This window comes from Paeniglutamicibacter terrestris, assembly GCF_012271785.1.
GTDB classification, from domain to species: Bacteria; Actinomycetota; Actinomycetes; order Actinomycetales; family Micrococcaceae; genus Paeniglutamicibacter; species Paeniglutamicibacter terrestris.
This window is the reverse complement of the sequence record NZ_JAAWVT010000003.1, coordinates 94,712-121,632: the sequence shown is the minus strand read 5'-3', so window position 1 is coordinate 121,632 and position 26,921 is coordinate 94,712. Positions and strand designations below refer to the sequence as shown.

General features: G+C 59.7%; 28 protein-coding genes and 1 tRNA gene. 15 read left to right on the top strand and 14 right to left on the bottom strand.

The window, feature by feature from the left end:
- Positions 1-214: 214 nt before the first annotated feature.
- Positions 215-595: a globin gene (locus tag HED64_RS08310; protein ID WP_168151792.1), complete on the top strand. Its 381-nt coding sequence runs from the start codon at positions 215-217 to the stop codon at positions 593-595.
- Positions 596-649: 54 nt separating this feature from the next.
- On the opposite strand, the gene HED64_RS08305 is transcribed toward HED64_RS08310, so the two are convergent.
- Positions 650-1,309, bottom strand: coding sequence for a DUF8185 domain-containing protein (locus HED64_RS08305; protein WP_168151579.1), 660 nt, complete (start codon positions 1,307-1,309; stop codon positions 650-652).
- Positions 1,310-1,434: 125 nt separating this feature from the next.
- Here HED64_RS08305 and HED64_RS08300 point away from each other — a divergent pair, with 125 nt between their 5' ends.
- A complete protein-coding gene (locus HED64_RS08300; RefSeq protein ID WP_168151578.1) occupies positions 1,435-2,319 on the top strand; it encodes an acyl-CoA thioesterase in 885 nt (294 codons plus the stop codon).
- Between the two features lie 98 nt (positions 2,320-2,417).
- Here the strand turns inward: HED64_RS08300 and ettA are convergent, their stop codons facing one another.
- Entirely contained in the window at positions 2,418-4,100 is a 1,683-nt protein-coding gene (ettA, locus tag HED64_RS08295) for an energy-dependent translational throttle protein EttA (RefSeq protein ID WP_132363439.1), read from the bottom strand.
- 153 nt (positions 4,101-4,253) lie between these two features.
- The gene (locus HED64_RS08290) at positions 4,254-4,748 is read right to left on the bottom strand and encodes a single-stranded DNA-binding protein (RefSeq protein ID WP_168151577.1); all 495 of its coding nucleotides are present in this window, start codon (positions 4,746-4,748) and stop codon (positions 4,254-4,256) included.
- Between the two features lie 275 nt (positions 4,749-5,023).
- On the opposite strand from HED64_RS08290, the gene HED64_RS08285 reads away from it, so the two are divergent.
- Positions 5,024-5,869, top strand: coding sequence for an aldo/keto reductase (locus HED64_RS08285; protein WP_168151576.1), 846 nt, complete (start codon positions 5,024-5,026; stop codon positions 5,867-5,869).
- Here HED64_RS08285 and HED64_RS20170 read toward each other — a convergent pair.
- Entirely contained in the window at positions 5,866-7,164 is a 1,299-nt protein-coding gene (locus HED64_RS20170; RefSeq protein WP_342590694.1) for an MFS transporter, read from the bottom strand. The genes HED64_RS08285 and HED64_RS20170 overlap by 4 nt on opposite strands.
- Positions 7,165-7,299: 135 nt before the next feature.
- Between HED64_RS20170 and HED64_RS08275 the strand changes: the two genes are divergently transcribed.
- Positions 7,300-7,373 (top strand) — tRNA-Arg (locus tag HED64_RS08275).
- Between the two features lie 62 nt (positions 7,374-7,435).
- Here HED64_RS08275 and HED64_RS08270 read toward each other — a convergent pair.
- Positions 7,436-7,882 carry an Lrp/AsnC family transcriptional regulator gene (locus HED64_RS08270; RefSeq protein WP_132363431.1) on the bottom strand — a complete coding sequence of 149 codons (447 nt, stop codon included), beginning with the start codon at positions 7,880-7,882 and terminating at the stop codon, positions 7,436-7,438.
- 184 nt (positions 7,883-8,066) lie between these two features.
- Between HED64_RS08270 and HED64_RS08265 the strand changes: the two genes are divergently transcribed.
- Together HED64_RS08265 and HED64_RS08260 are read left to right on the top strand one after the other, a co-directional pair.
- Positions 8,067-8,831: a LysE family translocator gene (locus HED64_RS08265; RefSeq protein ID WP_168151574.1), complete on the top strand. Its 765-nt coding sequence runs from the start codon at positions 8,067-8,069 to the stop codon at positions 8,829-8,831.
- 96 nt (positions 8,832-8,927) lie between these two features.
- Positions 8,928-10,376: a DUF5129 domain-containing protein gene (locus tag HED64_RS08260; protein WP_168151573.1), complete on the top strand. Its 1,449-nt coding sequence runs from the start codon at positions 8,928-8,930 to the stop codon at positions 10,374-10,376.
- Between the two features lie 98 nt (positions 10,377-10,474).
- Here HED64_RS08260 and HED64_RS08255 read toward each other — a convergent pair whose 3' ends face one another.
- Genes HED64_RS08255 through soxR form a run of 3 tightly spaced genes read right to left on the bottom strand, consistent with a single transcriptional unit; the run spans position 10,475 to position 12,238 of the window.
- On the bottom strand, positions 10,475-11,104 hold the full coding sequence (locus HED64_RS08255) for a superoxide dismutase (RefSeq protein ID WP_168151551.1): 630 nt from the start codon (positions 11,102-11,104) through the stop codon (positions 10,475-10,477).
- 58 nt (positions 11,105-11,162) lie between these two features.
- Positions 11,163-11,777 carry a flavin reductase family protein gene (locus HED64_RS08250; protein WP_245325826.1) on the bottom strand — a complete coding sequence of 205 codons (615 nt, stop codon included), beginning with the start codon at positions 11,775-11,777 and terminating at the stop codon, positions 11,163-11,165.
- Positions 11,774-12,238 (bottom strand): redox-sensitive transcriptional activator SoxR, encoded by a 465-nt coding sequence (gene soxR, locus HED64_RS08245; protein ID WP_210149445.1) that lies wholly within the window; start codon positions 12,236-12,238, stop codon positions 11,774-11,776. Before soxR ends, HED64_RS08250 begins: the two co-directional genes overlap by 4 nt.
- A gap of 135 nt (positions 12,239-12,373) precedes the next feature.
- On the opposite strand from soxR, the gene HED64_RS08240 reads away from it, so the two are divergent.
- From HED64_RS08240 to ypfJ, 6 genes are all read left to right on the top strand, one after another.
- Positions 12,374-13,408 (top strand): AI-2E family transporter, encoded by a 1,035-nt coding sequence (locus HED64_RS08240; protein WP_168151572.1) that lies wholly within the window; start codon positions 12,374-12,376, stop codon positions 13,406-13,408.
- A complete protein-coding gene (gene cls, locus HED64_RS08235; protein ID WP_168151571.1) occupies positions 13,405-14,859 on the top strand; it encodes a cardiolipin synthase in 1,455 nt (484 codons plus the stop codon). Before HED64_RS08240 ends, cls begins: the two co-directional genes overlap by 4 nt.
- Before the next feature lie 133 nt (positions 14,860-14,992).
- Entirely contained in the window at positions 14,993-15,601 is a 609-nt protein-coding gene (locus tag HED64_RS08230) for a biotin transporter BioY (protein ID WP_132365285.1), read from the top strand.
- Positions 15,602-15,714: 113 nt separating this feature from the next.
- A complete protein-coding gene (locus tag HED64_RS08225) occupies positions 15,715-16,377 on the top strand; it encodes an energy-coupling factor ABC transporter ATP-binding protein (protein WP_168151570.1) in 663 nt (220 codons plus the stop codon).
- On the top strand, positions 16,374-17,000 hold the full coding sequence (locus HED64_RS08220) for a CbiQ family ECF transporter T component (protein WP_168151569.1): 627 nt from the start codon (positions 16,374-16,376) through the stop codon (positions 16,998-17,000). Before HED64_RS08225 ends, HED64_RS08220 begins: the two co-directional genes overlap by 4 nt.
- A 64-nt stretch (positions 17,001-17,064) precedes the next feature.
- Positions 17,065-17,979, top strand: coding sequence for a KPN_02809 family neutral zinc metallopeptidase (gene ypfJ / locus HED64_RS08215; protein WP_168151568.1), 915 nt, complete (start codon positions 17,065-17,067; stop codon positions 17,977-17,979).
- 73 nt (positions 17,980-18,052) lie between these two features.
- On the opposite strand, the gene HED64_RS08210 is transcribed toward ypfJ, so the two are convergent.
- The 5 genes from HED64_RS08210 to HED64_RS08190 form a co-directional block, all read right to left on the bottom strand.
- Positions 18,053-18,397 (bottom strand): metal-sulfur cluster assembly factor, encoded by a 345-nt coding sequence (locus HED64_RS08210; protein WP_132365281.1) that lies wholly within the window; start codon positions 18,395-18,397, stop codon positions 18,053-18,055.
- Between the two features lie 2 nt (positions 18,398-18,399).
- Complete coding sequence (sufC, locus tag HED64_RS08205; RefSeq protein WP_168151567.1) at positions 18,400-19,158, bottom strand: Fe-S cluster assembly ATPase SufC; 759 nt, start codon at positions 19,156-19,158, stop codon at positions 18,400-18,402.
- A 75-nt stretch (positions 19,159-19,233) separates the two neighbouring features.
- Positions 19,234-20,517: a Fe-S cluster assembly protein SufD gene (gene sufD, locus HED64_RS08200; protein ID WP_168151566.1), complete on the bottom strand. Its 1,284-nt coding sequence runs from the start codon at positions 20,515-20,517 to the stop codon at positions 19,234-19,236.
- 2 nt (positions 20,518-20,519) lie between these two features.
- A complete protein-coding gene (gene sufB / locus HED64_RS08195; protein ID WP_132365278.1) occupies positions 20,520-21,980 on the bottom strand; it encodes a Fe-S cluster assembly protein SufB in 1,461 nt (486 codons plus the stop codon).
- The gene (locus tag HED64_RS08190) at positions 21,977-22,765 is read right to left on the bottom strand and encodes a helix-turn-helix transcriptional regulator (protein ID WP_425351791.1); all 789 of its coding nucleotides are present in this window, start codon (positions 22,763-22,765) and stop codon (positions 21,977-21,979) included. Before HED64_RS08190 ends, sufB begins: the two co-directional genes overlap by 4 nt.
- A 153-nt stretch (positions 22,766-22,918) precedes the next feature.
- Here HED64_RS08190 and HED64_RS08185 point away from each other — a divergent pair, with 153 nt between their 5' ends.
- Genes HED64_RS08185 through HED64_RS08175 form a run of 3 tightly spaced genes read left to right on the top strand, consistent with a single transcriptional unit; the run spans position 22,919 to position 25,620 of the window.
- Complete coding sequence (locus tag HED64_RS08185) at positions 22,919-23,875, top strand: ATP-binding cassette domain-containing protein (RefSeq protein WP_168151564.1); 957 nt, start codon at positions 22,919-22,921, stop codon at positions 23,873-23,875.
- Complete coding sequence (locus HED64_RS08180; RefSeq protein WP_168151563.1) at positions 23,865-24,638, top strand: ABC transporter permease; 774 nt, start codon at positions 23,865-23,867, stop codon at positions 24,636-24,638. The genes HED64_RS08185 and HED64_RS08180 overlap by 11 nt, the downstream gene beginning before the upstream one ends.
- A gap of 19 nt (positions 24,639-24,657) precedes the next feature.
- Positions 24,658-25,620, top strand: coding sequence for a COX15/CtaA family protein (locus HED64_RS08175; protein ID WP_168151562.1), 963 nt, complete (start codon positions 24,658-24,660; stop codon positions 25,618-25,620).
- Between the two features lie 285 nt (positions 25,621-25,905).
- Here HED64_RS08175 and HED64_RS08170 read toward each other — a convergent pair whose 3' ends face one another.
- Positions 25,906-26,892 (bottom strand): heme o synthase, encoded by a 987-nt coding sequence (locus HED64_RS08170; protein ID WP_168151561.1) that lies wholly within the window; start codon positions 26,890-26,892, stop codon positions 25,906-25,908.
- Positions 26,893-26,921 lie beyond the last annotated feature (29 nt).

Genomic DNA, 26,921 nt, shown 5'->3' with positions numbered 1-26,921 from the left:
TAGAGGCCGCACCAAACGCGGCATAATGGGCGCTATTGCCCCACCCTCCGGCGCACCGCCGGAGAATGAAAGGACACCACACGTGAACGAGCCAACCCCGGAGCCTACTTCCGCCCACGAACCGGCGCTTATACCGGTGCGCCAGGTCGGTGCATCGCTGAGCTCGGCTCTGCCCGAGGGCCGCTTAACACCCGGCGACGAGCCTGATCCCGCATTGTATGAGGGCAGTTTTTACGCGCAGGTCGGCGGGCGTGAGACCTTCGCCAAGTTGGCGGAAAAGTTCTACGAATCGGTGGGGGCCGATGCCGAGTTCCGGGCCATGTACCCGGAAACGGATCTGCGCCCTGCCACGATGCGCCTGCAGCTATTTTTGGAACAGTACTGGGGTGGACCCAGTACCTATTCCGAGCGCCGCGGCCACCCGCGCCTGCGCATGCGCCATGCACCCTACACGATCAATTCGCACAACCGCGATGTCTGGCTGCGCCACATGCGCACGGCGGTTGATTCCTTGGAGCTGCCGCCCCTGCAAGAAGCGACGCTGTGGGACTACTTCGACCGCGCCGCCCACTCCCTGATGAACGCCCCGGACTGAACGACTCGGACTAAATCTCCGGGACGGCTCACCCGGGAGCGCCGGGGCCGATCTCTAGCCCAATACCCCGCCATGGCGCACCAGCATGTGCCCGCCGGTGCTGCTCAGCCGCAGCCAACCAGCGGAAGCGTAAATGCTTGATGTCGCGCCCGCGCGCAGGAATCCCAGTGCGTGGGCACCGAAGGCCATGCCCAGCGGCATCGGCGTTTGGGTGCCATTAAGCGGGGAAGACCAGATGCGTGCACGCACGGTTTTTAATACCGGCTTGCCGGCGTTCTCCGGCAGCGCCTGAGCCACCACGCCGATCCCCCGCAAGGCCTCGGCCAGCAGGACATCATCGGCGATAGTTTCACGCTTCTCCCAGCCGGAGAGCGGCACACTACGCCCTGCCCACGAGGCGCTGAGTTCGGCGGGGGGTACAGCTAATTCGCGCGAGGCACCATCCATCCGCGCCAAGCGGTCGGTGAGCGCGCCAATGGCGTAGGTTCCCTGGGCATCGGCTGCCTGACTCAGGCGTACCGCGCGCATCCCCAGCACGGTGGGAACCGCATCGCCCAGGAACTCCGGATAGAGCACCGGGACATAGATTGCCAGCGCGGTGCCACTGGCCTGCAACATCGCCGCACCGTCCTCGATCGAGCGCGCACGGGAAAAGAAGGTGCTCAGGTCCGCAACGGTTTCCTGATCCTCAAATACAACGGTTTCACTAGCCATAACACCCATCTTTCCACGTCGGGCACGCTGGGGATCAATGCGCCCACCACTCGAGATACAGCATTCGGGGCGCGGGGGCGATAGTGTCTTACCAGATCAATATTCGCGTACCAAGGAGCACCACCGTGAGCACCAACCTTTCGGAAACTCAGAAGCTGATTCAGCTGCTGAATCTCAGCGGGGATCCCGATGCACGCACCGACGAGGATATCTTCGTCGGCCACACCCCGCCGCAAGCACGCGAACGGGTATTCGGTGGCCAGGTGCTGGGTCAGTCAATCATCGCCGCCTCCAAAACGGTCGAGGATGACCGCCCCATCCACTCCATGCACGGATACTTCCTGCGTGCCGGAGATGCAAGCCTCCCCATCACCTTTGGTGTGCAGCGCCTGCGTGATGGACGATCTTTTTCGGCCCGCCGGGTGCATGCCTATCAGGAGGGGGTGCCGATCCTCTCGATGATCGCTTCCTTCCAGACGCACGCGGAGGGATTGGATCATCAGGACACCATGCCCGAGGGCGTGCCGGATCCCGAGACGCTGCCCACCACCGCGGATCTCCTCGGGGACATCGATCACCCGATGGCTCAGGAACTTGCGTACGGGCGACCCTTTGATATTCGCTACATCAGCCAACCGTTGTTTCTGCGGGGCGCCAAGGAGCGTCTAGCCATCAACGCCGTCTGGATGAAGACCACCGCACCCATGCCGGAGGATGCCGCCATGCACCGCGCGGCGCTGGCCTATGCCAGCGACTACACGCTGCTTGAACCCATCCTGCGCCGACACGGAATTAGCTGGATGGCCCCGGGCATGTCGGTAGCCAGCCTCGACCATGCCATGTGGTGGCATCGTCCCTGCCGAGTTGATGAATGGTTGCTCTACGTTCAGGAGTCCCCCAGTGCTTCGGGTGCTCGCGGCCTGTCGACCGGTCGAATCTTCAATCGCGCAGGAGAGCTCGTGGCCACCGTCGCCCAAGAGGGAATGGTTCGCCTTCCGCGCGAAAAGTAACCGCAGCGATCCGTGAACCACAACAAAAGAGGGGGTTGGTGGTTTGGATGAAATTCATCCAAACCACCAACCCCCTCACCCATATCTAGCAGTAAATGCTAGTCGCGGGTCAGGCGACGGTGGGTGACGCGGTGCGGCTTCGCAGCTTCCGGGCCCATGCGCTCGATCTTGTTGGCCTCGTAGGATTCGAAGTTGCCCTCGAACCAGTACCAGTTCGCCGGGTCCTCATCGGTGCCCTCATAGGCCAGGATGTGGGTGGAAACTCGGTCAAGGAACCAGCGATCGTGCGAGACGACCACGGCGCAGCCGGGGAATTCAAGCAGCGCGTTTTCCAAGGACCCGAGCGTTTCCACGTCCAGGTCGTTAGTGGGCTCATCGAGGAGCAGCAAGTTGCCGCCCTGCTTGAGGGTCAGTGCCAGGTTCAGGCGGTTGCGCTCACCACCGGAGAGCACACCAGCCTTCTTCTGCTGGTCCGGTCCCTTGAAGCCGAAAGCCGAGACGTAGGCGCGCGAGGGCACCTCGACCTGGCCGACTTGGATGTAGTCGTTCCCTTCGGAGACAACTTCCCACAGCGACTTTTCCGGGTCGATGCCGCCACGGTTCTGGTCAACGTAGGAGATCTTGACGGTCTCGCCGACCTTCAGATCGCCGGAGTCAATCGGTTCCATGCCAACAATGGTCTTGAACAGTGTTGACTTGCCGACGCCGTTGGGACCAATAACACCCACGATGCCGTTACGCGGCAGCGAGAAGGACAGGTTGTCGATCAAAACGCGATCATCGAAGCCCTTCTTCAAGTTCTTTGCTTCGATCACCACGGAACCCAGACGCGGTCCGGCCGGAATCTGAATTTCTTCGAAGTCCAGCTTGCGGGTGCGCTCAGCCTCCGAAGCCATCTCCTCGTACCGGGCCAGACGGGCCTTCGACTTGGTCTGGCGGCCCTTGGCGTTGGAGCGAACCCATTCGAGTTCTTCGCTGAGGCGCTTGGCAAGCTTCTGGTCCTTCTTACCTTGGACTTCGAGGCGCTCGCGCTTCTTTTCCAGGTAGGCCGAGTAGTTACCCTCGTAGGCGTGCAGGCGACCGCGGTCGACTTCACAGATCCACTGGGCCACGTGGTCCAGGAAGTACCTATCGTGGGTGACGGCCAAAACTGCACCGTGGTACGCGGACAGGTGCTGCTCGAGCCACAGCACCGACTCGGCGTCCAAGTGGTTAGTAGGCTCGTCAAGGAGCAGCAGGTCCGGCTTCTGCAGCAAGAGCTTGCACAAGGCGACACGACGGCGCTCACCACCGGAAAGGTGGGTCACCTCGGAGTCTCCCGGTGGGCACTGCAGAGCATCCATGGCCTGCTCGAGCTGGGAATCGATATCCCAAGCATCGGCGGTGTCGATGGCTTCCTGCAGGTGGCCCATTTCCTCGAGCAATGCATCGAAGTCGGCACCATCTTGTGCCATCTCCTCGGAGATCTGGTTGTATCGGGTGATCTTTTCGTAGATCTCCCCGACGCCTTCCTGGACGTTGCCCAGGACCGTCTTTTCTTCGTTCAGCGGGGGTTCCTGCAAGAGGATTCCTACGCTGTATCCCGGGCTGAGGCGTGCCTCGCCGTTGGAGGGTATGTCTAGCCCTGCCATGATCTTCAGGATCGTTGATTTGCCCGCGCCGTTCGGTCCAACCACGCCAATTTTTGCGCCTGGGTAGAACGACATGCTGACATCGTCAAGAATGACTTTGTCGCCAACGGCCTTGCGAGCCTTGGTCATCGTGTAAATGAATTCCGCCATGGCATCAAGGCTAGTGCCTGATAGAGACTTACTCCCAATTTTCGCCGCTCGTTTCGGCTGATGGCACATGTTCCTGCACACATGAGTCGGCCACGGCGGTCAATCGCCGTGGCCGACGGGGTATTTGACGCAGTGTTCGATGCCGCACACCCGCTAGGCGGCCTCGGCTTCTTTTCCCGATTCTTCTTCCGACCATCCGGTCTCGGCAAGCTCGTCATTTGACTCGTTGTGACCTCGCGTTGCGGTTGCCTGGTGAGTTCGACCGTCGGCACCTTCTTCACTACCTGCGCGCCGCACCCGCTCGAATCGGCTGACTCCGAACCGCAGATCATGGCCCAACGCCATGGCCTCAATGTCCACGCTGAATCCGCGAGTGCCATCCTGGCGATCAAATTCGCGCACCTGCATTTTGCCGTAGACCACCACATGGTCACCCATGTGGATGCTGGCGAGCAGGTTGGTGGCCATGGACCGAAAACACGACACGGTGTACCAATTGCTGTGCACGTCGGCCCATTGCCCCGTTTCGGGATCCTGGCGGCGCTCGTTGCTCACCATCCGAAATTTTGCAATGAGAGTACCGCTGCTACCCGCGTTCTGGCGGGGCTCGGTTCCCACCACACCGCGCAACGTAATGTGGTCCGTCATGGTGCACTCCAATGTTCGATTGTTTGCAGGTACCTCCTGCTACATCACCTCAGTGTGCAAGTTTCTTTCCGCGCAGCGCCTCGCTCCGTGAACCGGGTGTGGAAAACTCCTTTTTGCCATCACGAGTCGCGTTTTTCGGCCGTTGCCGTGCGGGGAACTGTCCGTGGATTTCACGTTGCTGCCCGTTCGTACGCATCTTGAGCGAAGCGCCGGTCTCCGGAGCGCTGGGCGATGGCCCCCTATCGGGAATCTCGTTGGTGCCATAGCATGGCCAAATGTCAGATAATCATGCAGCGGTCCCACTTCGAGAACTCAACAATGGCGCATTTATCCCTTCCATCGGCCTTGGTACGTGGCCGTTGGATGACATTCAGGCTGGTGCGGCTGTCGTGCACGCCCTGGACGCCGGATACCGCCTCATCGACACCGCCGAGAACTACGGCAATGAGAAGGGCATCGGGGAAGGCATCGGATCAACCTCAATCCCCCGCGAGGAACTGTTTATCACCTCAAAGTTCAACGTGCAGTGGCATTCGTTGCAGGGTGTGCAGGACGCGTGGGAGAACAGCTGCCAGCGGCTAGGTGTGGAATACGTCGATCTTTTCCTCATCCACTGGCCCAACCCGCAGGAAGGGAAATATGTGGCTGCATGGGAGGGATTGGTGAAGCTGCTCAAACGCGGACGCGTGCGCGCCATCGGAACCTCAAATTTCACCACCGGGCAGCTGCAGGAACTGATCGATGCCACCGGCGTGGCCCCTGACGTCAACCAAATTCAACACTCGCCGTTTTGGCTGGATGATGAACGCCTCGCCTTCCACGCCAAACACGGCATCCTCACCGAGGGCTGGGCACCATTGGGTCGCGGGAAGCATGATCTGCTGCAGGCCGCCCCGGTCCTGGCGGCGGCACGAGCGCACGATGTCACCCCGGCTCAGGCAGTGCTTCGCTGGCAGATCGAGCGCGGAGTTGTCCCTATCCCCAAGACATCGGATCCCAGTCGCTTGGCGGAGAATTTGGATGTCTTTGCTTTTAATCTCTCAGCGGAGGAAATTCTGGCTATCGATAGCCTCAACGGCACTGCCGATAAGCCGGCAGATCCGATGACTTTCGGGCACTAATTCACGCGCTGCGGCGCCTGGTGCGAAGCCGGCGCTGCAGTTGCCTTGGGCGTGATCAATAGCGTGAGTAGCAAGATGCCTGCTACCAAGATGAACGCGTGCAGTACTCCAAAGTGTTCACCGAGAAAGCCGAGGACCGGCGGCCCGATGAGCATCGATGAATAGCCAAATACGGCAACAATCCCCACGCGCCGCGGCCCATTGGTGGGATGCGACGCGGCGACGCTCATACCAACTGGGAAACCCAGCGAGCCGCCCAGACCCCAGAGCACCGCTCCGGCGAATACCGCCCACGGAGCTGGCGCAACAATAAACAGGACAATTCCTGCCAAGCCGAGCACTCCCATGAACACCAGGACGCGTTTGTGACCCATCCGGTCGATCAACGGCCCACCAAAGACTCGGCCCACGGTCATCGCTGCCACGAATGCTCCAAAGACCAACGCACCAGTTGCTTCGCTGAATCCATGGTCATCCACCGAGGCGATGGTCAGCCAGTCGTTGGCAGTGCCTTCGGCAAATGCAAGTCCAGCGACCATGAGCCCGATGAGCAACAAGTTACCCTCACGCATCAGTCCGGTCAGTCGCCGGTGCCAACAGCGGTGTTCCTCAGGCTTCTCGGTCGATGGTTCAACGCTTGCGGCTCTGCCCGAGACATTGCGAACAAAGAACAGGCCGAGCCCCATGGTCAGCACGCCTGCTCCGGCAAAGTTCAGCATCACGTCGATGCCTAGTCGCGCGGCGCCCGCTCCGGCAACGGCTCCAATGATGGTCCCAAAGCTGAAGAAGGCGTGCATCATAGGCAGGATCGTCTTACCCAGAGAGCGTTCGAGCGCAGCCCCGTCAACATTCATCATGACGTCGGTCGCGCTGAAAACGAAGCCGTAAACAACAAGAATGACCATGGCGCTTACGGTGCTGCCAAGTGCCTCCGTAGCAACTCCCAATAGAGACATAGCTACGCCCAGAGTTAGCAGGCCCAATCTAATGCCGCGCCGGATGCCCAATCTCGCCGAGATGCTCGGAGCGAAGGCCAGACCGCCGATCGATCCGACTGCCATCGAAAAGAGTAGGACTCCAACATCTGAGGTGGAGAGCTCAAGCTGTTCGCGTACCGCCGGAAGCCGTGCCACCCAAGTTGCGAACACAAAGCCGCACAAAAAGAAGATGCCGAAAATCGAGTTTCTCCATGTCATATGGTTCGTCGATTGTGGAGCGATGGAGATTGCTCGAGATGGGTTCGGCACGGCATCCTCTCGTTTTCTTGGTGGCGGGCTGGCAGGTGATTCTGCGATGGATTAAACGCAAAGTTGATTCTTTCATCATACTTCGTGAGTAATTGCTTTCACCCCTTCGCCACCCTTCATATCCGAGTATCGCCAAGGGTGAAATATGAGTGACCGGCCGGTTTGGGCTATGATTCTTGTGCCGCCCCCGTAGCTCAGATGGATAGAGCAAGAGCCTTCTAATCTCTAGGTCACGCGTTCGAATCGCGTCGGGGGCACTAAAAAAGCGGCACACACCAGATTTTCCTGGCGGGTGCCGCTTTTTTGTGTCGATGCGTAGCTAGATCGGGAGCCGGCCACCAGACTTGATGCTCTTCATAACGATCGTGCTGGTGAGCTTCTCCACCCCGGGTAACCCCACCAGAACGTCGTCATAAAAACGTTGGTAGGCCGGTAGGTCTTCGGCCATAACGCGGAGTAGGAAGTCAGGGTCGCCAAAGAGCCGTTGGGCGTCAATAATCGGACCAATTTCAGCGACTTCTTCTTCAAAGGGCTTCAGGCTCAGACGGTCCTTGAGTGTCACAAACACCAACGCCTCGAATCCGAGCCCCACCTTGGCCGGATCGACATCCACCCGATATCCACGAATGACACCGCTGTTTTCCAACTCGCGCAGCCGCCTGTGGCACGGAGCGAGCGTTAACCCCACGCCTTCGGCCAGGGCAGTGGCGGTCATTCTGCCGTCATCCTGCAGTCGACGCAGCATAGCGCGGTCCATTCCGTCCATTAGCGGGCACCCATCCATAGATTTTCACGCACGTTCCGTTGCTGAAGCAAGATTCTTGCACGGTACTTACCGTATCAACTTATATCTTGCTCAATTGTCAATTTTTATGGGAGAACAGGCAAGCACATTTCGTCATTTTCTTCCTAAACTTGCCGGTAGATTCAAACGAAGAAAGTGATCCATCATGGAACTGAACGCCATACTTGGCTTCTTGGCAGTGTCATTCGCGCTAGCAATGACACCCGGCGCCGACTGGGCCTACGCTATCTCCGCCGGGCTGGGTCGATACCGCATGTCCTCCGCAATTGTGGGGCTCGGTGCCGGTTACGTTTTCCATACACTTCTGATCGTTGCCGGAATGGCTGCCTTGATTGTGAGCATGCCGCAATTACTGACTTGGCTCACTCTCGGTGGAGCCGCATACCTGATCTGGCTAGGAATCGGCACCTGCAGGTCATGGCGAAAGGCCGGGTTCTCGGCCGATGCAGCGGTGAATCGAGAAGGCCCCAGCGCCATGTCGACCAGTAATCCAGTACCCGACACCCTGGCTCGCACCGACACCATGGTCCTGACCCGCGTTCCTGCTCAAACAGTCTCGAAACATCAAGATCGCTTCTTTGGCCGGGCCTTCATCCGTGGTTTGGGTACCAGCGGGACTAATCCCAAGGCGCTGCTGCTCTACCTAGCACTCATCCCACAGTTCATCCACGCCGATGCACCGCTTCCGGTGCCGCTTCAGACGGCCATCTTGGGCACGAGCCATATGGTGCTCACGGTGTTCATCTACGCAGGTGTTGCTTTTGGTGCCAAAGTCCTGCTGCGTCAGCGCCCGACGGCAGCCCGCTTCATCACACTGTTCAGCGGCATCGTCATGATTTCGCTGGGCCTAGTGCTCATTCTCGAGCAGACTCCCGTCTTGCTGGAATTGCTTCGCTCGATACTGTCGTAGTTCACCGCGGCGCGCCACCACGAACGTACGGTCGATCGGTTAGGGTAATCCAGCTAAGGTGCAAAGCAGAGACTGCACCCGAGGAACGGCACTAACATGCGAAAGATATACACCACACTGGCCGTGGCGGCCCTGTTGCTACTGACGGGAGCGCCTGCGGCGCAGGCCGTCGCGGCGGCGGACATCGTCGTTGAAGACACCGCTGGATCATTGGACTCAAAGTCCTTGATTCCTGCCATCGAAGAGATCAATTTCAACGAGCCGACCAAGGTCGTCATTTATACCCGTGCCGGCGACCCCAATGACAACCTCAATGAGGAAGTACTACGTTTCGCCCGCGAAACCCATCCCGAGTGGCTCAGTTCAAACCGGCAAGAATGGGCGGACTCGTTATTCATTTTTGCACTAGACACATCGGGGCGTCAGGTAGGCACCTACTTCGGAGAAGACCGCAAGGTCTCACCCAGTCAACGTGATGACATCCAAGAATCCACGAAAGAACTACTGCGCGAAGCCCAGTGGACCGACGCGACGATCACAGGCGTTGAACGCGCAGCACAATTGATGAATCGCCCCTGGTACAAGTCTCCCGTGCTCTATATCTGGACAGGTATTCTCGTGATGACTGGTGGCATATCACTGGGCAGCACCCTGGCGGTCCGCAGAATCTATCGGAACCGCTCCAAAAAGGCACTGCAAACCGCAAATACCAGCTACGCGAACGTGAGCATGGATCTGGAAGTCACCGAGCTTAATGCCAAGACCATCAATAGTTCATCGCGCTACGGGAGCCTAGTTCTGGAAAAATACCGCGGTTTCATGGTTGCCTATTCACAACTGACAAAGCAGAGCCACGAGGCCGAGGCACTGACGACAAAAGACCTTAACAGCAAACGAACGGCACTTCTCTTAGAAAAATTCGCCAAGAAAGCAACGGAGCTAGACCGCCTCGATGATGTCATTGCGGATACCAATATGTTGCTAAACATGGGATCGGGCTGGGGCGCAGCGTGGGATCGCCAGCTGGTTCCCCTACGCGAGGACCTCACCGCCATCCAACAACTCTTGGCAGAGAAAGACTCTGATCCGCAGTCCGCCTCAGCGCTCGCCCTCAGCAGATTTGAATCCTTGACGGCCATTGAAATGGACAAGTGGGCAGCCCATATTAGCTCCGGAGAATTGACCCCGGAAGACGCACTGGACAAGATCGCTGCGTCCCGTGAAGAACTATCAGAACTGCTGAAGCAGCACTCCGAGACCATGATCAAAAAATACGCCAAAACAACCAAGGAGGCCGAACTCATGCGCACTGCCATGGGATCGGCAGATGCCTCAAAAGCCAGCGGTGCCTCCGAGCACAGCATTCTGGGAACGGTGTATCCTTCGACCAGATTCTGGTCGGTGATCGGCCTGAGTAGCGGTTTCAGGGCGGGCCGCTCCAGTGTTCAGGAAAGTCGCTCTCCTAGTACTTCTTCCGGCGGGAGCACCGGATACGGCTCCAGTGGTGGCAGCTTCTCCGGATCGGGTTCTTCATCGCGATTCTGAGTTCGCACACTGCTCATTGATAAATTGCACAAAAAGGCGGCTCTGTTAGCGGAGAAATTCTCCAGCTTCAGAGCCGCCCGACGTGGTTTTAGTGCCTGTTACTTGCCGGGGACGATCAGCTTCGCCGCACCAGCGCGCGCAGCATCAAAACGAGCCGACACATCCGCCCAATTCACAATGTTCCAGAAAGCCTTCACATAGTCGGCCTTAACATTCACGTAATCCAGGTAGAACGCGTGCTCCCACATGTCCAACATCAACAACGGAGTCGTCGCCACCGGAACATTGCCCTGCTGATCATAAAGCTGCTCAATGACCAACTGGCCACCCAAGCCCTCAAAGCCCAACAACGCCCAACCCGAACCCTGCAAGCTCATCGCAGCAGCGGTGAAGTGCGCACGGAAAGCATCAAAAGAACCAAAAGCATCATCAATCGCAGCAGCCAACTCACCCTCAGGCTTATCGCCACCCTCCGGAGACAGGTTGTTCCAGAAAATCGAGTGGTTGGTGTGACCACCCAAGTGGAACGCCAAATCCTTGGACAACTTCGGAATCGCTCCGAACTCGCCCTTCTCGCGGGCCTCAGCCAACTGCTCCAACGCAGTATTCGCTCCAGCAACATACGTAGCGTGGTGCTTGGAGTGGTGCAGCTCCATGATCCGCGCCGAAATATTCGGCTCCAAAGCGGCGTAATCGTACTGCAGCTCAGGCAAGGTATAAATAGCCAAAATGACTCCTCAAATCGTCTTTCGTGGAACCCAGAACACCCGGTTTTCGGGAGCCAGGTCAAGCAGTGAGGCGGGAATGCTCACCGATGCTGTGATAGCCGCGCCGGTGATAAACCAGCGGCGCGGCAAGGGATTCTCCGTCAAGGATCTCCATAACTGAGGCAACCACCAACGTGGCTGGCCCGGCTTCGACCCGGGACTCGATGGTGCAACGCAGGGCAGCGCCCACTCCGTGGATGAGTGGTTCTCCGGTGGATAATTCTTCCCACCGTTCGAGCTGCGCAAATCGCTGCGCCCCTGGACGAGAGAACAACGCGGCGATCTCGGCGTTGCTCGCTGTCAGTAGGTGAACAACGATACTCTTGGCCTGAAGGATCACTTCGGCCGAACCAGTGACCCGGGCGACGCTGAAGGCAAGATATGCGGGATCAGCGGATACGGAAATCAGCGACGAAACGGTGATCCCGACAGGCCCCCGAGCTCCGCTGGCCGTCACGACAGCGACACCTGCGGGATGGTTCCCAAAGGCGAGACGAAATTGCTCGGCCACCAACTCGGACCGGTTCAGGATTTGCATAGCGGGTGTGGAGATCCTTTCATTGAGCATCCCCACATGGGCGGGGATGACCTTCTTCTCCCTCAACGCTAGAACCTCAACCAAGGTTGAGGTCAAATTGAGTCGTCATCCCTAAACAACCTGGCCCCACCAAGTTCATCGGCCAATTTATCGTTGGGGTTCACGAAGCCACATTCGGCCAATGAAAGGCAACCGCATCCAATGCAACCGCCCAAACCATCACGCAGAGATTGAAGTTGGTGGATACGCTCCTGCAAATCCTCACGCCATGCGGCGGAGACCTCCTGCCAGTCCTCCTTGAGGGGAGCAACATCGTTAGGCAGTCCAGCAAAGATCTCGCCGATCGACTTCAACGGAATTCCCGCGCGCTGGGCCGCGCGAATGACGGCTACCCGACGTAGCACGCTACGGTCATAGCGACGCTGATTGCCGGCGGTACGCCGTGAGGCGATCAGCCCCGCACGCTCGTAGAAATGCAAGGCCGAGACGGCAACACCCGAACGCGCCGCCACCTGTCCCACGCTCAGGTCCTGCGATATCCCATCATTCATGTCCATGTCTCTATTCTGCCCGTTTGCCATTCTGCCCGTTTGCCGTTCGGCGCGCTGTATTCACCCAGATGTGATGATCGTCTACAGTCGGGCAAGTGGAGGGCATCCCTACACCGCACTCAGACAAGGAGCGCCAGCAACATGAGACTCACCTTTCGCGCGGGGTTCGTGGTGACATTGGGAGTGCTGACTGCTCTGGCCCTGGGCGCGGCCGTCGTATCACTGACCTATGTACTGACGTTGGTATTCGTCTCGCTTTTCATTTCTCTGGGATTGGACCCGGTGGTGCGCAAACTCGCCGGGCTGGGCATGGGCAGGGTTCGAGCAGTTGTCTGCGTCGCCGGCGCCATCGTTCTCTTCGGGGCAGCGGTCCTGTGTCTCATTGTCCCGCTGATGGTGACCGAGGGCAGCGCCTTGTTAGTCTCATTGCCCGGCCGGTTGGAAGGGATCGAAACCCAAAGCTGGTTCATGGCGCTGGATGACACGCTCGACGGCGCACTGGTGCCCGGCCTCGAATGGTTACAGCGCGCGGTCAGCGATCCGGTGCTGTGGGTTGCTTTGGGTAATGGCGCACTTAAGGCCGGTTTCGGCGTGGCCAATGGCGTCTTCGCGGTGCTCTTCGTGACGATGCTGACGCTCTACTTCGTCATCGGCTTGGATGCCATCAAGAATGGCTTCTACGACTTAATACCCGCCAGCCGGCGCGCTGCGGCGGTGGAAATTTCCGAAGAGATCGCCGCTTCCGTGGGCAGTTACCTCAGCGGCATGGCGATTCTGGCGACCATCAATGCGACCTTCACCTTCCTCCTACTCACCATCTTGCAGGTTCCCTTCGCACCCGTTCTTGCGGTACTGGCGCTGCCGATCACCATGATCCCGCTGATCGGATCCGTCATCAGCACTGCGATCATCACCGCAGTAGCCCTCTTCCATTCCCCAGGAACCGCTCTGGCGGTCCTGCTGGTCATGATTATCTACATGCAGGTTGAGGCCTACGTCCTGACCCCACGCGTGGTGGGCAAGGCGATCAGTATCCCCGCCTCCATGGTGCTGATTGGGGCTATGGCCGGTGGCACACTGGCTGGCCTGCTCGGCGCACTAGTTGCCTGTCCCGCCAGTGCGGCCCTCTTGCTCATCATCAAGAAGGTCATAGTTCCGGCGCAGGCAAAACGATGAGCGAGATCGATATCTGGGCGTTGTTGCTCGGCATCACCCACGTGGTCTTGGGATTATTGGCCACGGTGCTGGTTTCTCGCAACCGAAAGCCGGCGGAGGCCATCGCCTGGGTCATGATGATCGTTTTTATTCCCTTTCTGGGCGTCGCGGCCTACCTGCTGATCGGTTTTGGACGACTCCCCGCCCATCGTCGAGCCAAGCAGCGCGAGGTAAATGAGCTGATGCTCCGCCGTACCGGTGGCTCCTGGCCTAAAACTCATTCGCCTTTGTGGCCAAACTGGCTCAGCTCCGCGGCCGAACTGAACATGGCGCTCGGCGCCCTACCGATGGTGGGCGGGAATCGGATCACACTAAATGATGATTATCTGGGCACCATCAAGGAGATGGCCGAAGCCATTGATGACGCCCAGGAACATGTACACGTTCAGTTTTACATTGGAGTTCTCGACGATGCCACAGCGCCGTTCTTTGGTGCGCTGGCCCGCGCATGCGAACGCGGAGTGCAGGTGCGCGTATTAGTTGATCATGTGGCCTCGCTGATGTATCCGCGACGCACAGAGACCATCAGGTTTTTGGATTCCATTGGCGCGCAACTACATCAAATGTTGCCGTTGCGTCCCTGGCGGGGGCAATGGCAACGTCCAGATTTGCGAAATCACCGCAAGCTTCTGGTGATCGACGGATCGGTAGGATTCACCGGTTCCATGAACCTCATCGAACCGCGCTACCACAAGGCCAAAAACATCCAACGCGGGCTCACCTGGCACGAACTGATGATGCGCATTGAGGGCCCCGCGGTACGTGAACTCGACGCTGTTTTCATCACCGACTGGTATAGCGAAACCGGAACACTTCTGGAGCTGCGCCCGCCGAGCAGCAGTGCACCAACGTGGAATGGAAACATTGATGCGCAGGTGTTACCCAGTGGTCCAAGCTTCGAAAACGACAACAGCCTGAAGCTCTTCACGTTGATGATCCACCAGGCCACAACGCGCGTTTCCATCACCAGCCCCTATTTCGTTCCCGACGAATCAATCCTGTTAGCGATCTTAACTACGGCAGCACGTGGAGTTCCGATTGAACTCTTTGTCTCGGAGATCGGGGACCAAGCCCTAGTTCATCATGCGCAGCGTTCCTACTACGAGGCATTGTTGCGTGCCGGGGTTCGCATCTATCTGTACCGCGCCCCCAAGGTGCTCCACGCCAAGCATTTCTCCATCGACGACGAGGTGGCAATCGTTGGTTCCTCCAACATGGATATGCGCTCGTTCTCACTTAATATGGAAGTCTCGGTGCTGCTTCACGGCCCAGAACTGCTCAACGATCTGTTGGCAGTTCAGGACGGCTATCGGGAGCGTTCACGCGAGCTGCACCTCGAAGAGTGGCTGAGCAGGACGCTGTGGCAGCGAACTGCTGACAACTTAGCGCGACTGACTTCAATGCTCCAATAGGGCTCGTGTGACGAAACACTTGAACAGTGATCAAGACATTTGAACGACGTTCAAGTATTGTTCTTTTCAGCGTCATAACCCTGCGGGCCGCCCACCGATTGGCCCCATTATTTCCACCGTCAGGAACCACACGATGACTTCACCCACGCAGCGTATCTCCGGAACCACTCCGCGCATCGGCGCCCGCGATCTTGCCCTCGTTTCCGTTTTCGCCGCGCTCATCGCTGTGCTCACGCTGGTACCGGCCGTTCCGGTAGGCGCATTGGGTGTCCCCATCACCCTGCAAACCATGGGCGTGGCTCTCACCGCGCTCATCCTTGGATCCCTACGCGGCTTCTCCGCCACCGGGCTATACCTACTGGTGGGACTGGCGGGAGTACCTATCTTCGCCAAATTCTCCGGCGGCGTTGGTTCCTTGGCAGCACCGAGCGCCGGCTACTTGCTGGCCTTCCCCATCGCCGCATTGGTCACCGGGGCGCTTGCGACACTCGTGTTACGCAAGGTCCGCCGTTTCCGCTTTCTCTTCCTGTTCTTGGCCGCCATGGGCGGATCGATTCTCATCATCCACCCGATGGGCATCCTGGGCATGAGCCTCAATGCGCAGATCCCGCTGGGCAAGGCCTTCATCCTTGATATGGCCTACTGGCCAGGTGACGTGGTGAAGAACTTGTTGGCCGCCGCGATTGCCGTGAGCGTGTTCAAGGCCTTCCCAGCCTTCGCCCGCCGCCGCTACCAGAGTTAGTCCGCGCGGCTCGAGCTCAACCCACATTCGCTCCACACCACCAGCAGGGAATACCGTTAAGCGTGATCCGATTTAACCTTGCGGGCGTATCCATTCCGTCCGAAGACCCATCTATGCCTGAGCGCACCGTTCTTTCCCCCTGCACCGTTGAACTCAGCGAGCCTCGGATCGCCGTCATCGGAGCCAACGGCTCGGGAAAATCCACGTTGCTGCGTTTGATCAATGGGCTGGTCTCCCCCTCTACCGGATCGGTGGAAGTCCATGGGTTTAACACCGTCCAGCAGGCCAAGGCGGTGCGTCAACGGGTGGGGTTCTTATTCACCGACCCACTCTCGCAATTGGTGATGCCCATCGTCATTGAAGACGTTGAGCTATCGCTGAAGGCCAGCCACAAGAACCGTGCACAGCGCACCGAGGCCGCGCAACGTGCCCTCGCCACGCTCGGCCTAAAACATCTGGCTCAGCGCAGCATCTACGACCTCTCCGGCGGCGAGCGTCAGCTAGTGGCCCTCTGCAGCGTATTAGCAGCCGGGCAGAACATCTTGGTGGCCGATGAACCCACCACGCTGCTGGATCTGGCCAATAACCAATTGCTTCAATCAACATTCGACGCACTAACGCAGCAGGTCATCTACGCCACCCATGATCTGGATTTTGCCGCCTCAGCAGACCGGGCACTGTTAGTTTCCGACGGACAGATCATCTTTGATGGTCCTGCCCCCGAGGCCGTGGCTACGTACCGTCAGCTGGTTCGTGATGGACGGGTGACCCCGTGAGCGCCAACCACCAAATGTTGCTGGGGCACTATCTGCCCGGCACCAGTCTGATCCACCGAGCCCCGCTGCTGGCTAAATACCTCGTGGTTCTCATCATCGGCGCAGCGGTGCTGATCTTTCGAATTCCCGCGGTCGGCATCGGAACTCTTTTGTTCGGCGTGGGCCTCTTTGCCCTCGCTGGCCCCAGGGTACTGCGCGCCTGGGTTGCACCGCTGCGTCAGCTCTGGTGGATCTTCGCCATCTTGGGGATCTATCAAGCAATCCTCAATTCCCCGCTGTTCGCGCTGAGCCTCATCAGTGGAATGCTCGCGGTGATTCAATGCGGGCGTTTGATCCTGCTGACCACCACCCAGTCGGCACTGCTTGATGGACTCGAGGCAGCCGCTGCCCCCGTACGATTCATCGGTGGCAACCCCGCCACCATCGCCCTCGCTGTGGCCCTGATGTTACGCAGTATCCCCGCCATTGCTACCTCCGTGCAGGATCTCACCGACGCCGCCAAGGCCCGCGATATCAAGCGCAACCCTGCCATTCTTGCCGCACCGGTGGTCATCAACACCGTTGCCTACGCCCAGCGCACGGCCGATGCATTGGCCGCGCGTGGAATCATGGAACGCAACTAAGCCTCCCCACGATCTTGTTGCGACACGGCGCCAAAAAGTGGTTTGCGCACGTAGTGTATGAATCATGAGTTTCAATGACAACGCACGCTTGGATTCCGGACGCATTAAGGATTCGCGCGGCCGTGGCCGCGGTACAAAGATTGCCGCGGGTGGTGGCGGCATCATCGTGGTGCTGCTCGCCGCACTGTTAGGCATCAACCCGGACATGCTCACACAATTGGGCTTGGGCAGCTCCACCACCACCGAACAGAGCACCGGTGAAAATGGGGGGCCAAGCATCACCGAGTGCAAAACCGGCGCGGATGCCAATGCTCGGGCCGATTGCCGAATCTTGGCAACCACGCAATCTTTGGACAGCTTCTGGCTGGACTACCTGCCACAATATGACGTCCAGGTTCAGAAGCCCGGCGTCGAGGTCTTTGATGATCAGGTGAACACCGCCTGTGGCACGGCGACCAGCGCTGTTGGCCCGTTCTACTGCCCCGGTGATCAGGTGGCCTACTTCGACACCGGATTCTTTGCCGAGTTGAGCAGCACCTACGGTTCCGATGGTGGCCCACTGGCCGAAGAGTACGTGGTCGCCCACGAATACGGGCACCACATCCAGAACACCATCGGCACACTCTCGGCCTCCCAGCAGGGCGGAAAGGGAGCGACCTCCGGCTCGGTGCGCGTTGAGTTGCAGGCCGACTGCTTCGCCGGAATGTGGGCGGCCCACGCGTCAAACACCAAGGACGAAAACGGCACCGCCTTCCTGGAGCCATTCTCCAAGGCCGACCTCAGCTCGGCACTCTCCGCAGCATCCGCCGTGGGTGATGACCGGATCCAGGAGGCTTCCTCCGGGCGAGTGAATCCCCAAGTTTGGACCCACGGTTCCTCGGATCAGCGTCAGGCATGGTTCCTGCAGGGCTACTCCACCGGGGACATCAACAAATGCGACACCCTCAGTGCCAAAGACTTGGATCGTCCCGGAGCCTAAGCACTGCCCCCAGACAGACAAAGCGAGGCGCACTCCGCATGGAGTGCGCCTCGCTTTGACTTTTCGATGTTGACTAGATGTTGAAGCCGAGGGCTCGCATCTGGTCGCGACCGTCATCGGTGATCCGTTCCGGACCCCATGGTGGCATCCAGACCCAGTTCAGGCGGTAGGAATCGACAACCGAATCCAGTGCCTGAGCTACCTGCTCCTCGATGACATCGGTCAACGGGCATGCCGCCGTTGTCAACGTCATGTCGATTAGCAGTGCGCCATCATCGGCATACTTCAGCCCGTAAAGCAGGCCGAGGTCAACGATGTTCACCCCGAGCTCGGGGTCAATAACATCCTTGAGCGCCTCTTCGACGTCCTCAATTTGAGTCTCAGTCGACCCGCTGGCCGCTTCGTTTTCTACGCTCATGGCTAGGCCGGGACGTTCAGGAAGCGGTCGTAGCCCTCGTCCTCGAGGCGATCGGCCAGCTCTGCGCCACCCTGCTCGGCAATCTTGCCGTCAACAAAGACGTGCACAAAGTCGGGCTTGATGTAGCGCAGGATACGGGTGTAGTGAGTGATGAGCAGCGTGCCCATCTGGTTCTCTTCTTTAGCGCGGTTAACACCCTCGGAGACGGTCTTCAACGCGTCAACGTCTAGGCCCGAGTCGGTTTCATCCAGGATGGCAAACTTGGGCTTGAAGAGCTCCAGCTGGAGGATCTCCACGCGCTTCTTTTCGCCGCCGGAGAAGCCCTCGTTGACGTTACGCGAAGCGAACTCCGCATCGATCTTCAATGCTTCCATAGCGGTCTTGACCTCTTTGGTCCAGGTCCGCAGCTTCGGGGCAGTGCCGTCGATGGCGGTCTTGGCGGTGCGCAAGAAGTTGGTCATCGAAACGCCAGGAACCTCAACCGGGTACTGCATGGCCAGGAACAAACCAGCGCGTGCACGCTCGTCAACGCTCATCTCCAAGACGTCGGCACCGTCGAGGGTGATCGAGCCAGAGGTGACCGTGTAGCGCGGGTGACCGGCAATGGTCGAGGCGAGGGTGGACTTGCCCGAGCCGTTGGGGCCCATGATGGCGTGAGTTTCACCGGTCTTGATGGTGAGGGAAACACCCTTGAGGATTTCCTTTTCGCCCTGCTCGGTCTCGATCGAGACGTGCAGGTCCTTGATTTCCAGAGTAGACATACCTTGAGTCCGTTCTCTCAGTCGTAAAGTCGAAGTGAATCGACGAAGTTTTTTGTGGTGGAGGAAGGCCTCGGACTAGCTGTCCGTGGCCGCCAGTTCGCGCTCGATGGTTTCGGCGAGGCGTTCCTCGATCTCCGGAACCCGGATCTGCTGCACGATTTCGTTCAAGAAGCCGCGCACCACCAGACGGCGGGCAGTCTTCTCGTCGATACCGCGAGCCATCAGGTAGAAGAGGTGCTCATCGTTGAAGCGGCCGGTGGTCGATGCGTGTCCCGCACCGTCAATCAGGCCGGTCTCGATTTCCAGGTTCGGCACCGAGTCGGAGCGTGCCCCGTCGGTGAGAACCAGGTTGCGGTTCGCCTCGTAGGAGTTTGTCCCCTTGGCTTCCTTGCGGATCAGTACGTCGCCCACCCAAACGGTGTGCGCGTCCTTGCCCTGCAGCGCGCCCTTGTACAGAACGTTGGACTTGCAGTTCGGCGTGGCGTGATCGACAAACAGGCGGTGCTCGAGGTGCTGTCCGGCATCGGCGAAGTACAGCCCGAAGAGCTCTACTTCTCCGCCTTCACCCTCAAAGTGTGCCGAGGGGGTCACACGGACCAGGTCTCCGCCGTAGGTAACGGCGATGTGCTTCAGGTGCGCATCCTTGCCAACCTTGGCGAGGTGTGCCGAGGCGTGAATTGCGTCATCGGCCCAAGCCTGCAGCGAGATGACGGTGAGCTTGGCGCCTTCGCGAACATCGATCTCAATGTTCTGTGCCAATACTGCGGATCCCACGTGGTCGATGACGAGCACCGATTCGGAGTTCTTTTCCGCAATAACCACCAGGTGGCTGGCTGCAGCCTCGGTGGACGTGCCGGTGAAGGTCACGGTGACTTCTTCGCCGCTAGAATCAGCGGGAATGGTCAGAACCTTGGCTTCTGCAGCGTACTTCCACGCATTGGCAGAGACCCGGTCCTCCGGGATTCCGGCCGAGCCAACGCGAGCGTCGGTCATGGCAACGGTTTCCAGGGTGACTGCCTTGGCGCCGGTGAAGGACACCTCGGGAGCCGCGCCGGTGAGCTCGTTCTTGTGCAGTCCGCCCAAGCGCTTGAGCGGGGTGAAGCGGAAGTCCTCTTCGCGGCCGGTCAGCGCCGCGAAGTCCTCAACGTTGTAGCTGGTCTTGCGGCCAGCGCGTGAGGAGTCAGGGATTCCTGCGCCGGCACCGTGGCTGTGCGCCTTGGAGGCGTCGCCGCCCAGCGGGGAGGAAACTTCTGCTGCGTTCAAGGGCGAAAGGTTTTCGCCCTCTTCGGTGAATCCGGAAATGCTGGGTGCACCGAGACGGGCCTTTTCGCCCGATAAGTGAGTTGCGGTATCAGTCATGATTAACCGACGGATCCTTCCATCTGCAGTTCAATGAGGCGGTTCAGTTCCATGGCGTACTCCATCGGGAGCTCGCGGGCGATCGGTTCGACGAAGCCGCGCACGATCATGCCCATGGCGTCTTCTTCGGTCATGCCACGGCTCATCAGGTAGAACAGCTGCTCTTCGGAGACGCGCGAAACGGTTGCCTCGTGGCCCATGGTCACGTCGTCCTCGCGGACGTCGATGTACGGGTAGGTATCCGAACGCGAGATCTGGTCAACCAGCAGCGCGTCACACTCGACCGAGTTGCGTGCACCCTTGGCGCCTTCGCGAACCTGGACCAGGCCGCGGTAGGCGGAGCGGCCACCGTTGCGGGCCACCGACTTCGAGACGATCTTCGAGGAGGTGTTCGGTGCGATGTGCACCATCTTCGATCCGGTGTCCTGGTGCTGGCCTTCGCCGGCGAATGCGAGCGAGAGCGTCTCGCCACGAGCGCCTTCACCCACGAGGTAAACGGCCGGGTACTTCATAGTGACCTTGGAACCGATGTTGCCATCGACCCACTCCATGGTGGCGCCCTCTTCACAGACAGCGCGCTTGGTCACCAGGTTGTACACGTTGTTCGACCAGTTCTGGATCGTGGTGTAACGGACGCGAGCGCCCTTCTTCACGATGATTTCCACAACTGCCGAGTGCAGCGAATCCGAGGTGTAAATCGGGGCGGTGCAGCCCTCGATGTAGTGAACGTAGGAGTCCTCATCGGCAATGATCAGGGTGCGCTCGAACTGACCCATGTTTTCCGTATTAATACGGAAGTAGGCCTGCAGCGGGATGTCCACGTGGACGCCCTTGGGGACGTAGACGAAGGATCCGCCGGACCACACCGAGGTGTTCAGCGACGCAAACTTGTTGTCGCCCACTGGGATGATCGTGCCGAAGTACTCCTTGAAGATGTCTTCGTGCTCGCGCAGCGCGGTGTCGGTATCTAGGAAGATGACACCCTGCTTTTCCAGATCCTCGCGGAGCTGGTGGTAAACAACCTCGGACTCGTACTGGGCGGCGACACCGGAAACCAGGCGCTGCTTTTCTGCCTCGGGGATGCCGAGCTTGTCGTAGGTGTTCTTGATGTCGTCGGGCAGGTCATCCCAACTGGTTGCCTGCTTCTCGGTGGAGCGCACGAAGTACTTGATGTTATCGAAGTCGATGCCCGAGAGGTCTGCACCCCAGGTAGGCATGGGCTTGCGGTCGAAGTACTTCAGGCCCTTCAGGCGCATGTCCAGCATCCACTGGGGCTCACTCTTGAGCTCCGAGATGTTGCGGACAACGTCTTCGTTGATGCCGCGGCGCGCATTGGCACCTGCGTCATTCTTGTCGCTCCACCCGTATTCGTAACTACCGATTCCCTGGAGTTCTGGGTTCTTCTCCAAGATCTCGGTAATCACGCCGGCGTCAGTGGACTCGGGGGCAATCTGATCCGTCATCGCGGCCTCTCCTGCTTCGTGATCTTGATTCGAGTTCTCTTCTCAGCTGGCTGAGGAGTTTGGTTCCGGCCCACGGGGACGTGGGTCGTACACACATGCCCGCCGCTGGCTAGTGTCGAGAGCCTTCGCACATCGACACCCAGCAGGCGGGAAAAGGCTTGGGTTTCCATCTCGCAAAAGACGGGAAATTCCCTGGCCAAATCTTGAATGGGGCAGTGCCCCTGGCACAGCTGAACGCTGAGCATGGTGGCCGTGGGCGATCCCGCCCCGACCTTTCGAGTGGAGGCAACAAAACCATCGGCGCTGAGCACTTCGCTCAGAGCCTCGGCACGGTCCTCCAGCGCCTCGATTCCCTCAACCGCCGGGCGATAACGCTGCTCCATGGCGGCAAAACGGCGGGCGGCGAAGGCCTCAACTGCGGCAGGTCCGGCGGCACGGCCAAGTTCGGTCAGTGCATCGGTTGCGATGTCGAGGTAATCGTTGCCCATTTTTGTTTGGCCGCGGTGCGAAAGCACGTAGCGACGGGACGGCCGCCCGGCGCCGGAGCGCTGGTTGGCAACAAGCTTGACCTCAACGAGCCCCTGCTTAGAGAGGGCATCAAGGTGGCGACGGACGGCAGCTGGAGTAAAGCCCAGGCGCTCGCCCAGTTCAGCGGCACTGATGGGTCCGTCTTCAAGGACGGAATACAGGACGCGGTCGCGGGTGCGTTCTTCGGCTTCACCCGTTACGGGAACGTGGAGCGCCGGGGCATCGGAGACAGCCACGGACTTATTCGATGAATACACAACACAAGCATGCGCTAATACAGTGGCCGCGTCTAGTAAGGCACCGCTTACTTCCCAGCGGCCCCCGATGATGTTCATCACACGCGCGAGCGGAGGGGAAAGCAGAACGGCTTCACGGCCACACGCGACTTCTACCTGACATAGAATATCGGGGTGTCCAATGTGTCTCCAAGCCTCGTTATCGAGGACTTGCTCAAAGATTTCGGCCCCGTACCCGCCCTTGATGGTCGTATGGTGCGTGTTTTGCATGGCATCAGCCTGACAGCACACGCCGGTACCGTCACCACTCTACTGGGGTCCAACGGAGCGGGTAAGTCCACCACACTGGGCTGCGCGCAGGGCCTACTAAAAACCAACGGAGGCAGCGTCCGGCTGCTGGGCGAGGATCCCTTCGGAGCCAGCCCGGCCCTGCGTTCACGTGTGGGAGTCATGCTACAGGACGGCGGCTTGCCTCCCTCGCTGCGCCCGATTCCCTTGCTGGAGCACGTCGCTTCGATGTACGAGCGCCCGGCCGACATCAATTCACTCATTGAGCGTCTGGGCATCAACGAATTTTCCACCACCTCGATCCGTCGCCTCTCCGGTGGTCAGAAGCAGCGTGTTGCCCTGGCGGCCGCGTTGGCCGGAAATCCCGAAGTCATCTTCCTTGACGAGCCGAGCGCCGGCCTCGATCCGCAGTCACGCCAAGTTGTTTTTGACCTGATTGGTGAATTGCGTGAAGCCGGACTGTGCATCGTGCTCACCACGCATTTGATGGAGGATGCTCAGCGTCTCTCGGACTACGTCTACATCATTGATGATGGCCGTAATGTGGCCCAAGGTACCGTTGCCGAACTCACCGCGCACGCGGCCAACGAGTCTCCCGCGCAGGCAGTCACCTTTAGCGCTACCGCTGCCATGGCGCTGCCAGTCCTCCCCGAACATCTGCAGCTGATCGAATCAAAGCCCGGGCACTACCGCTTTGATGGGGTGCGCAGTGCCGCTGACCTCGCGGCTCTGACCGGATGGTGGAGCAGCGAAGGCATCTTGCCGAACTCACTGACCATGCAGCCGAGAACACTTGAAGACGTGTTCCTGGAAATTGCCGACAAGGGAAACCATGCGAACTAGCACGCAGCGTCCGCCTGCCCCCAGCAATGCACAGGGCACCATCAAACGCATCATGCTGCAGGGACGTTATGAAACCCTGGGCATGCTCAGCAACGGCGAACAACTCATTGTTGCCGCGGTACTGCCCATGCTGGCGCTGATCGGTTTAGTCCTCACGGATCTGCTGAGCGATGTTGCCGACAGTGCCGTGAATGCCGCCACCCCCGGCGTCTTGGCGCTCTGCGTGGTGTCCACCGCCTTCACCGGGCAGGGCATCGCCACCGGCTTTGACCGTCGCTATGGGGTACTGCGTTTCCTTTCCACCACACCGTTGGGCCGCACCGGCCTGATCTACGGAAAGGTCATCGCCGTATTGACCGTGCTCTTTTTGCAGGTGGTGGTCATCGGCGGACTCGCTGCATTCATGGGCTGGCGCCCGGCGCCGGCGGGCATCCCCGCGGCCATCGTTTTACTCATCCTCGGTGCCACGGCATTCACCGCGCTGGGATTACTGGTCGCCGGAACCGTCCGCCCCGAAGCAACCCTAGCCATCACCAATCTGGCTTGGGTATTACTCGCTGCAACCGGCGGCATCTTGTTCCCGAGCACTCGAGCCCCCGATTACCTGCAGCCGTTTGTTGACCTCTTGCCCTCCGCCGCCCTGGGTGATTCCCTGCGCGCGGCACTGATCTCCGGAACCACCTCGGTTTCCGGCATCCTCATCCTGCTGGCATGGACAATCATTGCCGGTTTCGCCGCAACCCGCTGGTTCAAGTGGAACTAGCATCCTGGAGCACTACACCATGAGCACCAACGCTTCCGCCACTCGCTGGTACGCCCTATTTGCCGACCTCATTGCCCGGTTGGCGGACAAGCTGCCAACCACCGTGAACAACACGGTGCATCGGCTGGCCATCGCCTCGCTGGCCTCGCAGATTGGCATCATTATTACCGGTGGCGCAGTACGCCTGACCAAATCCGGTCTCGGCTGCTCGCAGTGGCCCAACTGTGTCCCGGGCTCGATGACTCCGGTCGCCGAAATGGGTATCCACGGACTCATCGAATTTGGCAACCGCTTGCTGACCTTCGTCCTGACCGCCGTGGCGGTGGCGATGATCGTTTCACTCTGGCGTATGCGCGCCACCCACAAGACGGTCTTCCGGCTCTCCATCGCACTGCTGGCCATCATCCCGGCGCAGGCGCTCATCGGCGGCATCACCGTCTGGACACGCCTGAATCCGTGGGTCGTCTCGCTGCATTTCTTGGTCTCCGCAGCCCTGGTCATGGCGGCCACCTTGCTGGTCACCCGCACCGGAGCACTACGCCGCGGCGAATCCTCACTTGGCGCACCGGCCGGAACCACACAGCGCTTCCTGGCCTGGGTTATTTTTGCTGCAGCAGCCGTGGCATTGGTGCTGGGCACCATCGTCACGGGCACCGGCCCGCACGCCGGTGATGCTGACGCTCCGCGCCATATGTTTGACCCGTACATCGTCACCCGTATCCATGTGGTTCCGGTGTACCTCCTGGTGCTGGCGATCATCGCCGCACTCGTGCTGGCGTACCGCAACGCCAGCGACAAGAAGCTGCGCACCCCCTTGCTCCTGCTGGCAGCTGTCGTGGTTCTGCAGGGCATCATCGGATATGTGCAGCACTTCACCGGCCTGCCGGTCCTCTTGGTGCTGGCTCACATGCTTGGCGCCTCGCTCTTGGCCTCGGCCGCGGTGAACCTCTGGGACCGCAGCACCACGAAGTTCCCCTTCTAAGACGCCTGTCGCTCCTGGTGCGGAGCTAAAAACGCCCTCCGACTGTCCTTCAGTCGGAGGGCGTTTTGCATGGACGGGGGCCACGGCCGTGGGTATCGTGCTCGCTTCGCGATTCCGCTAAGCCAGCGGCAGCGGCTCAGCGGCCCTCCCCCAGCCAATCCGCTCCTCACCAACCCGCCACGTGATCAAGCCGGGGGCAGAGAAAAAGCGGCCGGCACGGCGGGGTAAATATCCCCGCGGTGCCGGCCGCCGATAGAACTGTGAACCCTAGGTTCTAGCTGCTTGCTACGAGCCGAAGAGCGGACCGCCGACAAACGGATCGATGGCCAGGGCCACGAAGACCAGCGTCAGGTAGGTGATGGAAATGTGGAAGACCTTCATGGCCTTCTTGTTCATCTCGGCCGGGTCGTGGTCGCGCTGCGCCTCGCGGTACAGCACGTGGCATTCGTAGACGAACCAGAGGCCCGAGACGCCGGCCAACACCGTGTAAACGATGCCCGCGTAACCCATCGGAGCCAGCAGCAGTGAGCAGACCACGGTGGCCCAGGCGTACAGAACGACCTGTACCGAGACGCGTCGAGCGCTGGAAATAGCGCCGAGCATCGGCACGTGAGCCGCGTTGTAGTCATCGGCATACTTCATGGACAGCGGCCAGTAGTGCGGCGGCGTCCACAGGAAGATGATGAGGAACAGGATGATCGCCGGCCACTCCACCTTGTTGGTCACAGCTGCCCAACCGATGAGCACCGGCATGCAGCCGGCAATGCCGCCCCAGACAATGTTCTGGGCGGTGCGGCGCTTGAGGATCAGGGTGTAGAGCACCACGTAGAAAAGAATCGCGGCCAGGCCCAGGGCAGTGGTCAGCGGGTTGGTCCCAAACCACAGCACCAGAAGCGAGGCAATGCCCAGCAGGTAGGAGAAGATCAGTGCTTCACGCGGAGTGACCTCGCCGGTCACCAGCGGGCGCCCCTTGGTGCGCTTCATGATCTTGTCCATATCGCGATCGATATAGCAGTTGAAGGAACCCGAGGCTCCGGCCGCCATACCGCCACCGAGCAAGGTGGCCAGCACCAAGGAAATCGAGGGGAAACCTCGTTCGGCAAACATCATGGTCGGCAGCGTGGTTACGAGCAATAGCTCGATAACCCGGGGTTTGGTCAGCGCCAGGTAGGCCTTCGCTTTACGCGAAACGAAGTCACCAAGACCTTCGTCATGCTGACGAGCTGCGCGGGCCCTCGTGGCGGAGTCAACGGACACGGTCTTCACAGACATCTACTCAGTTCTACGGGGGTAATAAGGAC

What these genes read in the sequence shown, in the direction of transcription:
- HED64_RS08305 (WP_168151579.1), bottom strand. Translation starts at nt 1,309, where the DNA reads ATGGCTAGTGAAACCGTTGTATTTGAGGATCAGGAAACCGTTGCGGAC.
- ettA (WP_132363439.1), bottom strand. Translation starts at nt 4,100, where the DNA reads ATGGCGGAATTCATTTACACGATGACCAAGGCTCGCAAGGCCGTTGGC.
- HED64_RS08290 (WP_168151577.1), bottom strand. Translation starts at nt 4,748, where the DNA reads ATGACGGACCACATTACGTTGCGCGGTGTGGTGGGAACCGAGCCCCGC.
- HED64_RS08285 (WP_168151576.1), top strand. Translation starts at nt 5,024, where the DNA reads ATGTCAGATAATCATGCAGCGGTCCCACTTCGAGAACTCAACAATGGC.
- HED64_RS08270 (WP_132363431.1), bottom strand. Translation starts at nt 7,882, where the DNA reads ATGGACGGAATGGACCGCGCTATGCTGCGTCGACTGCAGGATGACGGC.
- HED64_RS08265 (WP_168151574.1), top strand. Translation starts at nt 8,067, where the DNA reads ATGGAACTGAACGCCATACTTGGCTTCTTGGCAGTGTCATTCGCGCTA.
- HED64_RS08260 (WP_168151573.1), top strand. Translation starts at nt 8,928, where the DNA reads ATGCGAAAGATATACACCACACTGGCCGTGGCGGCCCTGTTGCTACTG.
- soxR (WP_210149445.1), bottom strand. Translation starts at nt 12,238, where the DNA reads ATGGACATGAATGATGGGATATCGCAGGACCTGAGCGTGGGACAGGTG.
- HED64_RS08240 (WP_168151572.1), top strand. Translation starts at nt 12,374, where the DNA reads ATGAGACTCACCTTTCGCGCGGGGTTCGTGGTGACATTGGGAGTGCTG.
- cls (WP_168151571.1), top strand. Translation starts at nt 13,405, where the DNA reads ATGAGCGAGATCGATATCTGGGCGTTGTTGCTCGGCATCACCCACGTG.
- HED64_RS08230 (WP_132365285.1), top strand. Translation starts at nt 14,993, where the DNA reads ATGACTTCACCCACGCAGCGTATCTCCGGAACCACTCCGCGCATCGGC.
- HED64_RS08225 (WP_168151570.1), top strand. Translation starts at nt 15,715, where the DNA reads ATGCCTGAGCGCACCGTTCTTTCCCCCTGCACCGTTGAACTCAGCGAG.
- ypfJ (WP_168151568.1), top strand. Translation starts at nt 17,065, where the DNA reads ATGAGTTTCAATGACAACGCACGCTTGGATTCCGGACGCATTAAGGAT.
- HED64_RS08210 (WP_132365281.1), bottom strand. Translation starts at nt 18,397, where the DNA reads ATGAGCGTAGAAAACGAAGCGGCCAGCGGGTCGACTGAGACTCAAATT.
- sufC (WP_168151567.1), bottom strand. Translation starts at nt 19,158, where the DNA reads ATGTCTACTCTGGAAATCAAGGACCTGCACGTCTCGATCGAGACCGAG.
- sufD (WP_168151566.1), bottom strand. Translation starts at nt 20,517, where the DNA reads ATGACTGATACCGCAACTCACTTATCGGGCGAAAAGGCCCGTCTCGGT.
- sufB (WP_132365278.1), bottom strand. Translation starts at nt 21,980, where the DNA reads ATGACGGATCAGATTGCCCCCGAGTCCACTGACGCCGGCGTGATTACC.
- HED64_RS08180 (WP_168151563.1), top strand. Translation starts at nt 23,865, where the DNA reads ATGCGAACTAGCACGCAGCGTCCGCCTGCCCCCAGCAATGCACAGGGC.
- HED64_RS08175 (WP_168151562.1), top strand. Translation starts at nt 24,658, where the DNA reads ATGAGCACCAACGCTTCCGCCACTCGCTGGTACGCCCTATTTGCCGAC.
- HED64_RS08170 (WP_168151561.1), bottom strand. Translation starts at nt 26,892, where the DNA reads ATGTCTGTGAAGACCGTGTCCGTTGACTCCGCCACGAGGGCCCGCGCA.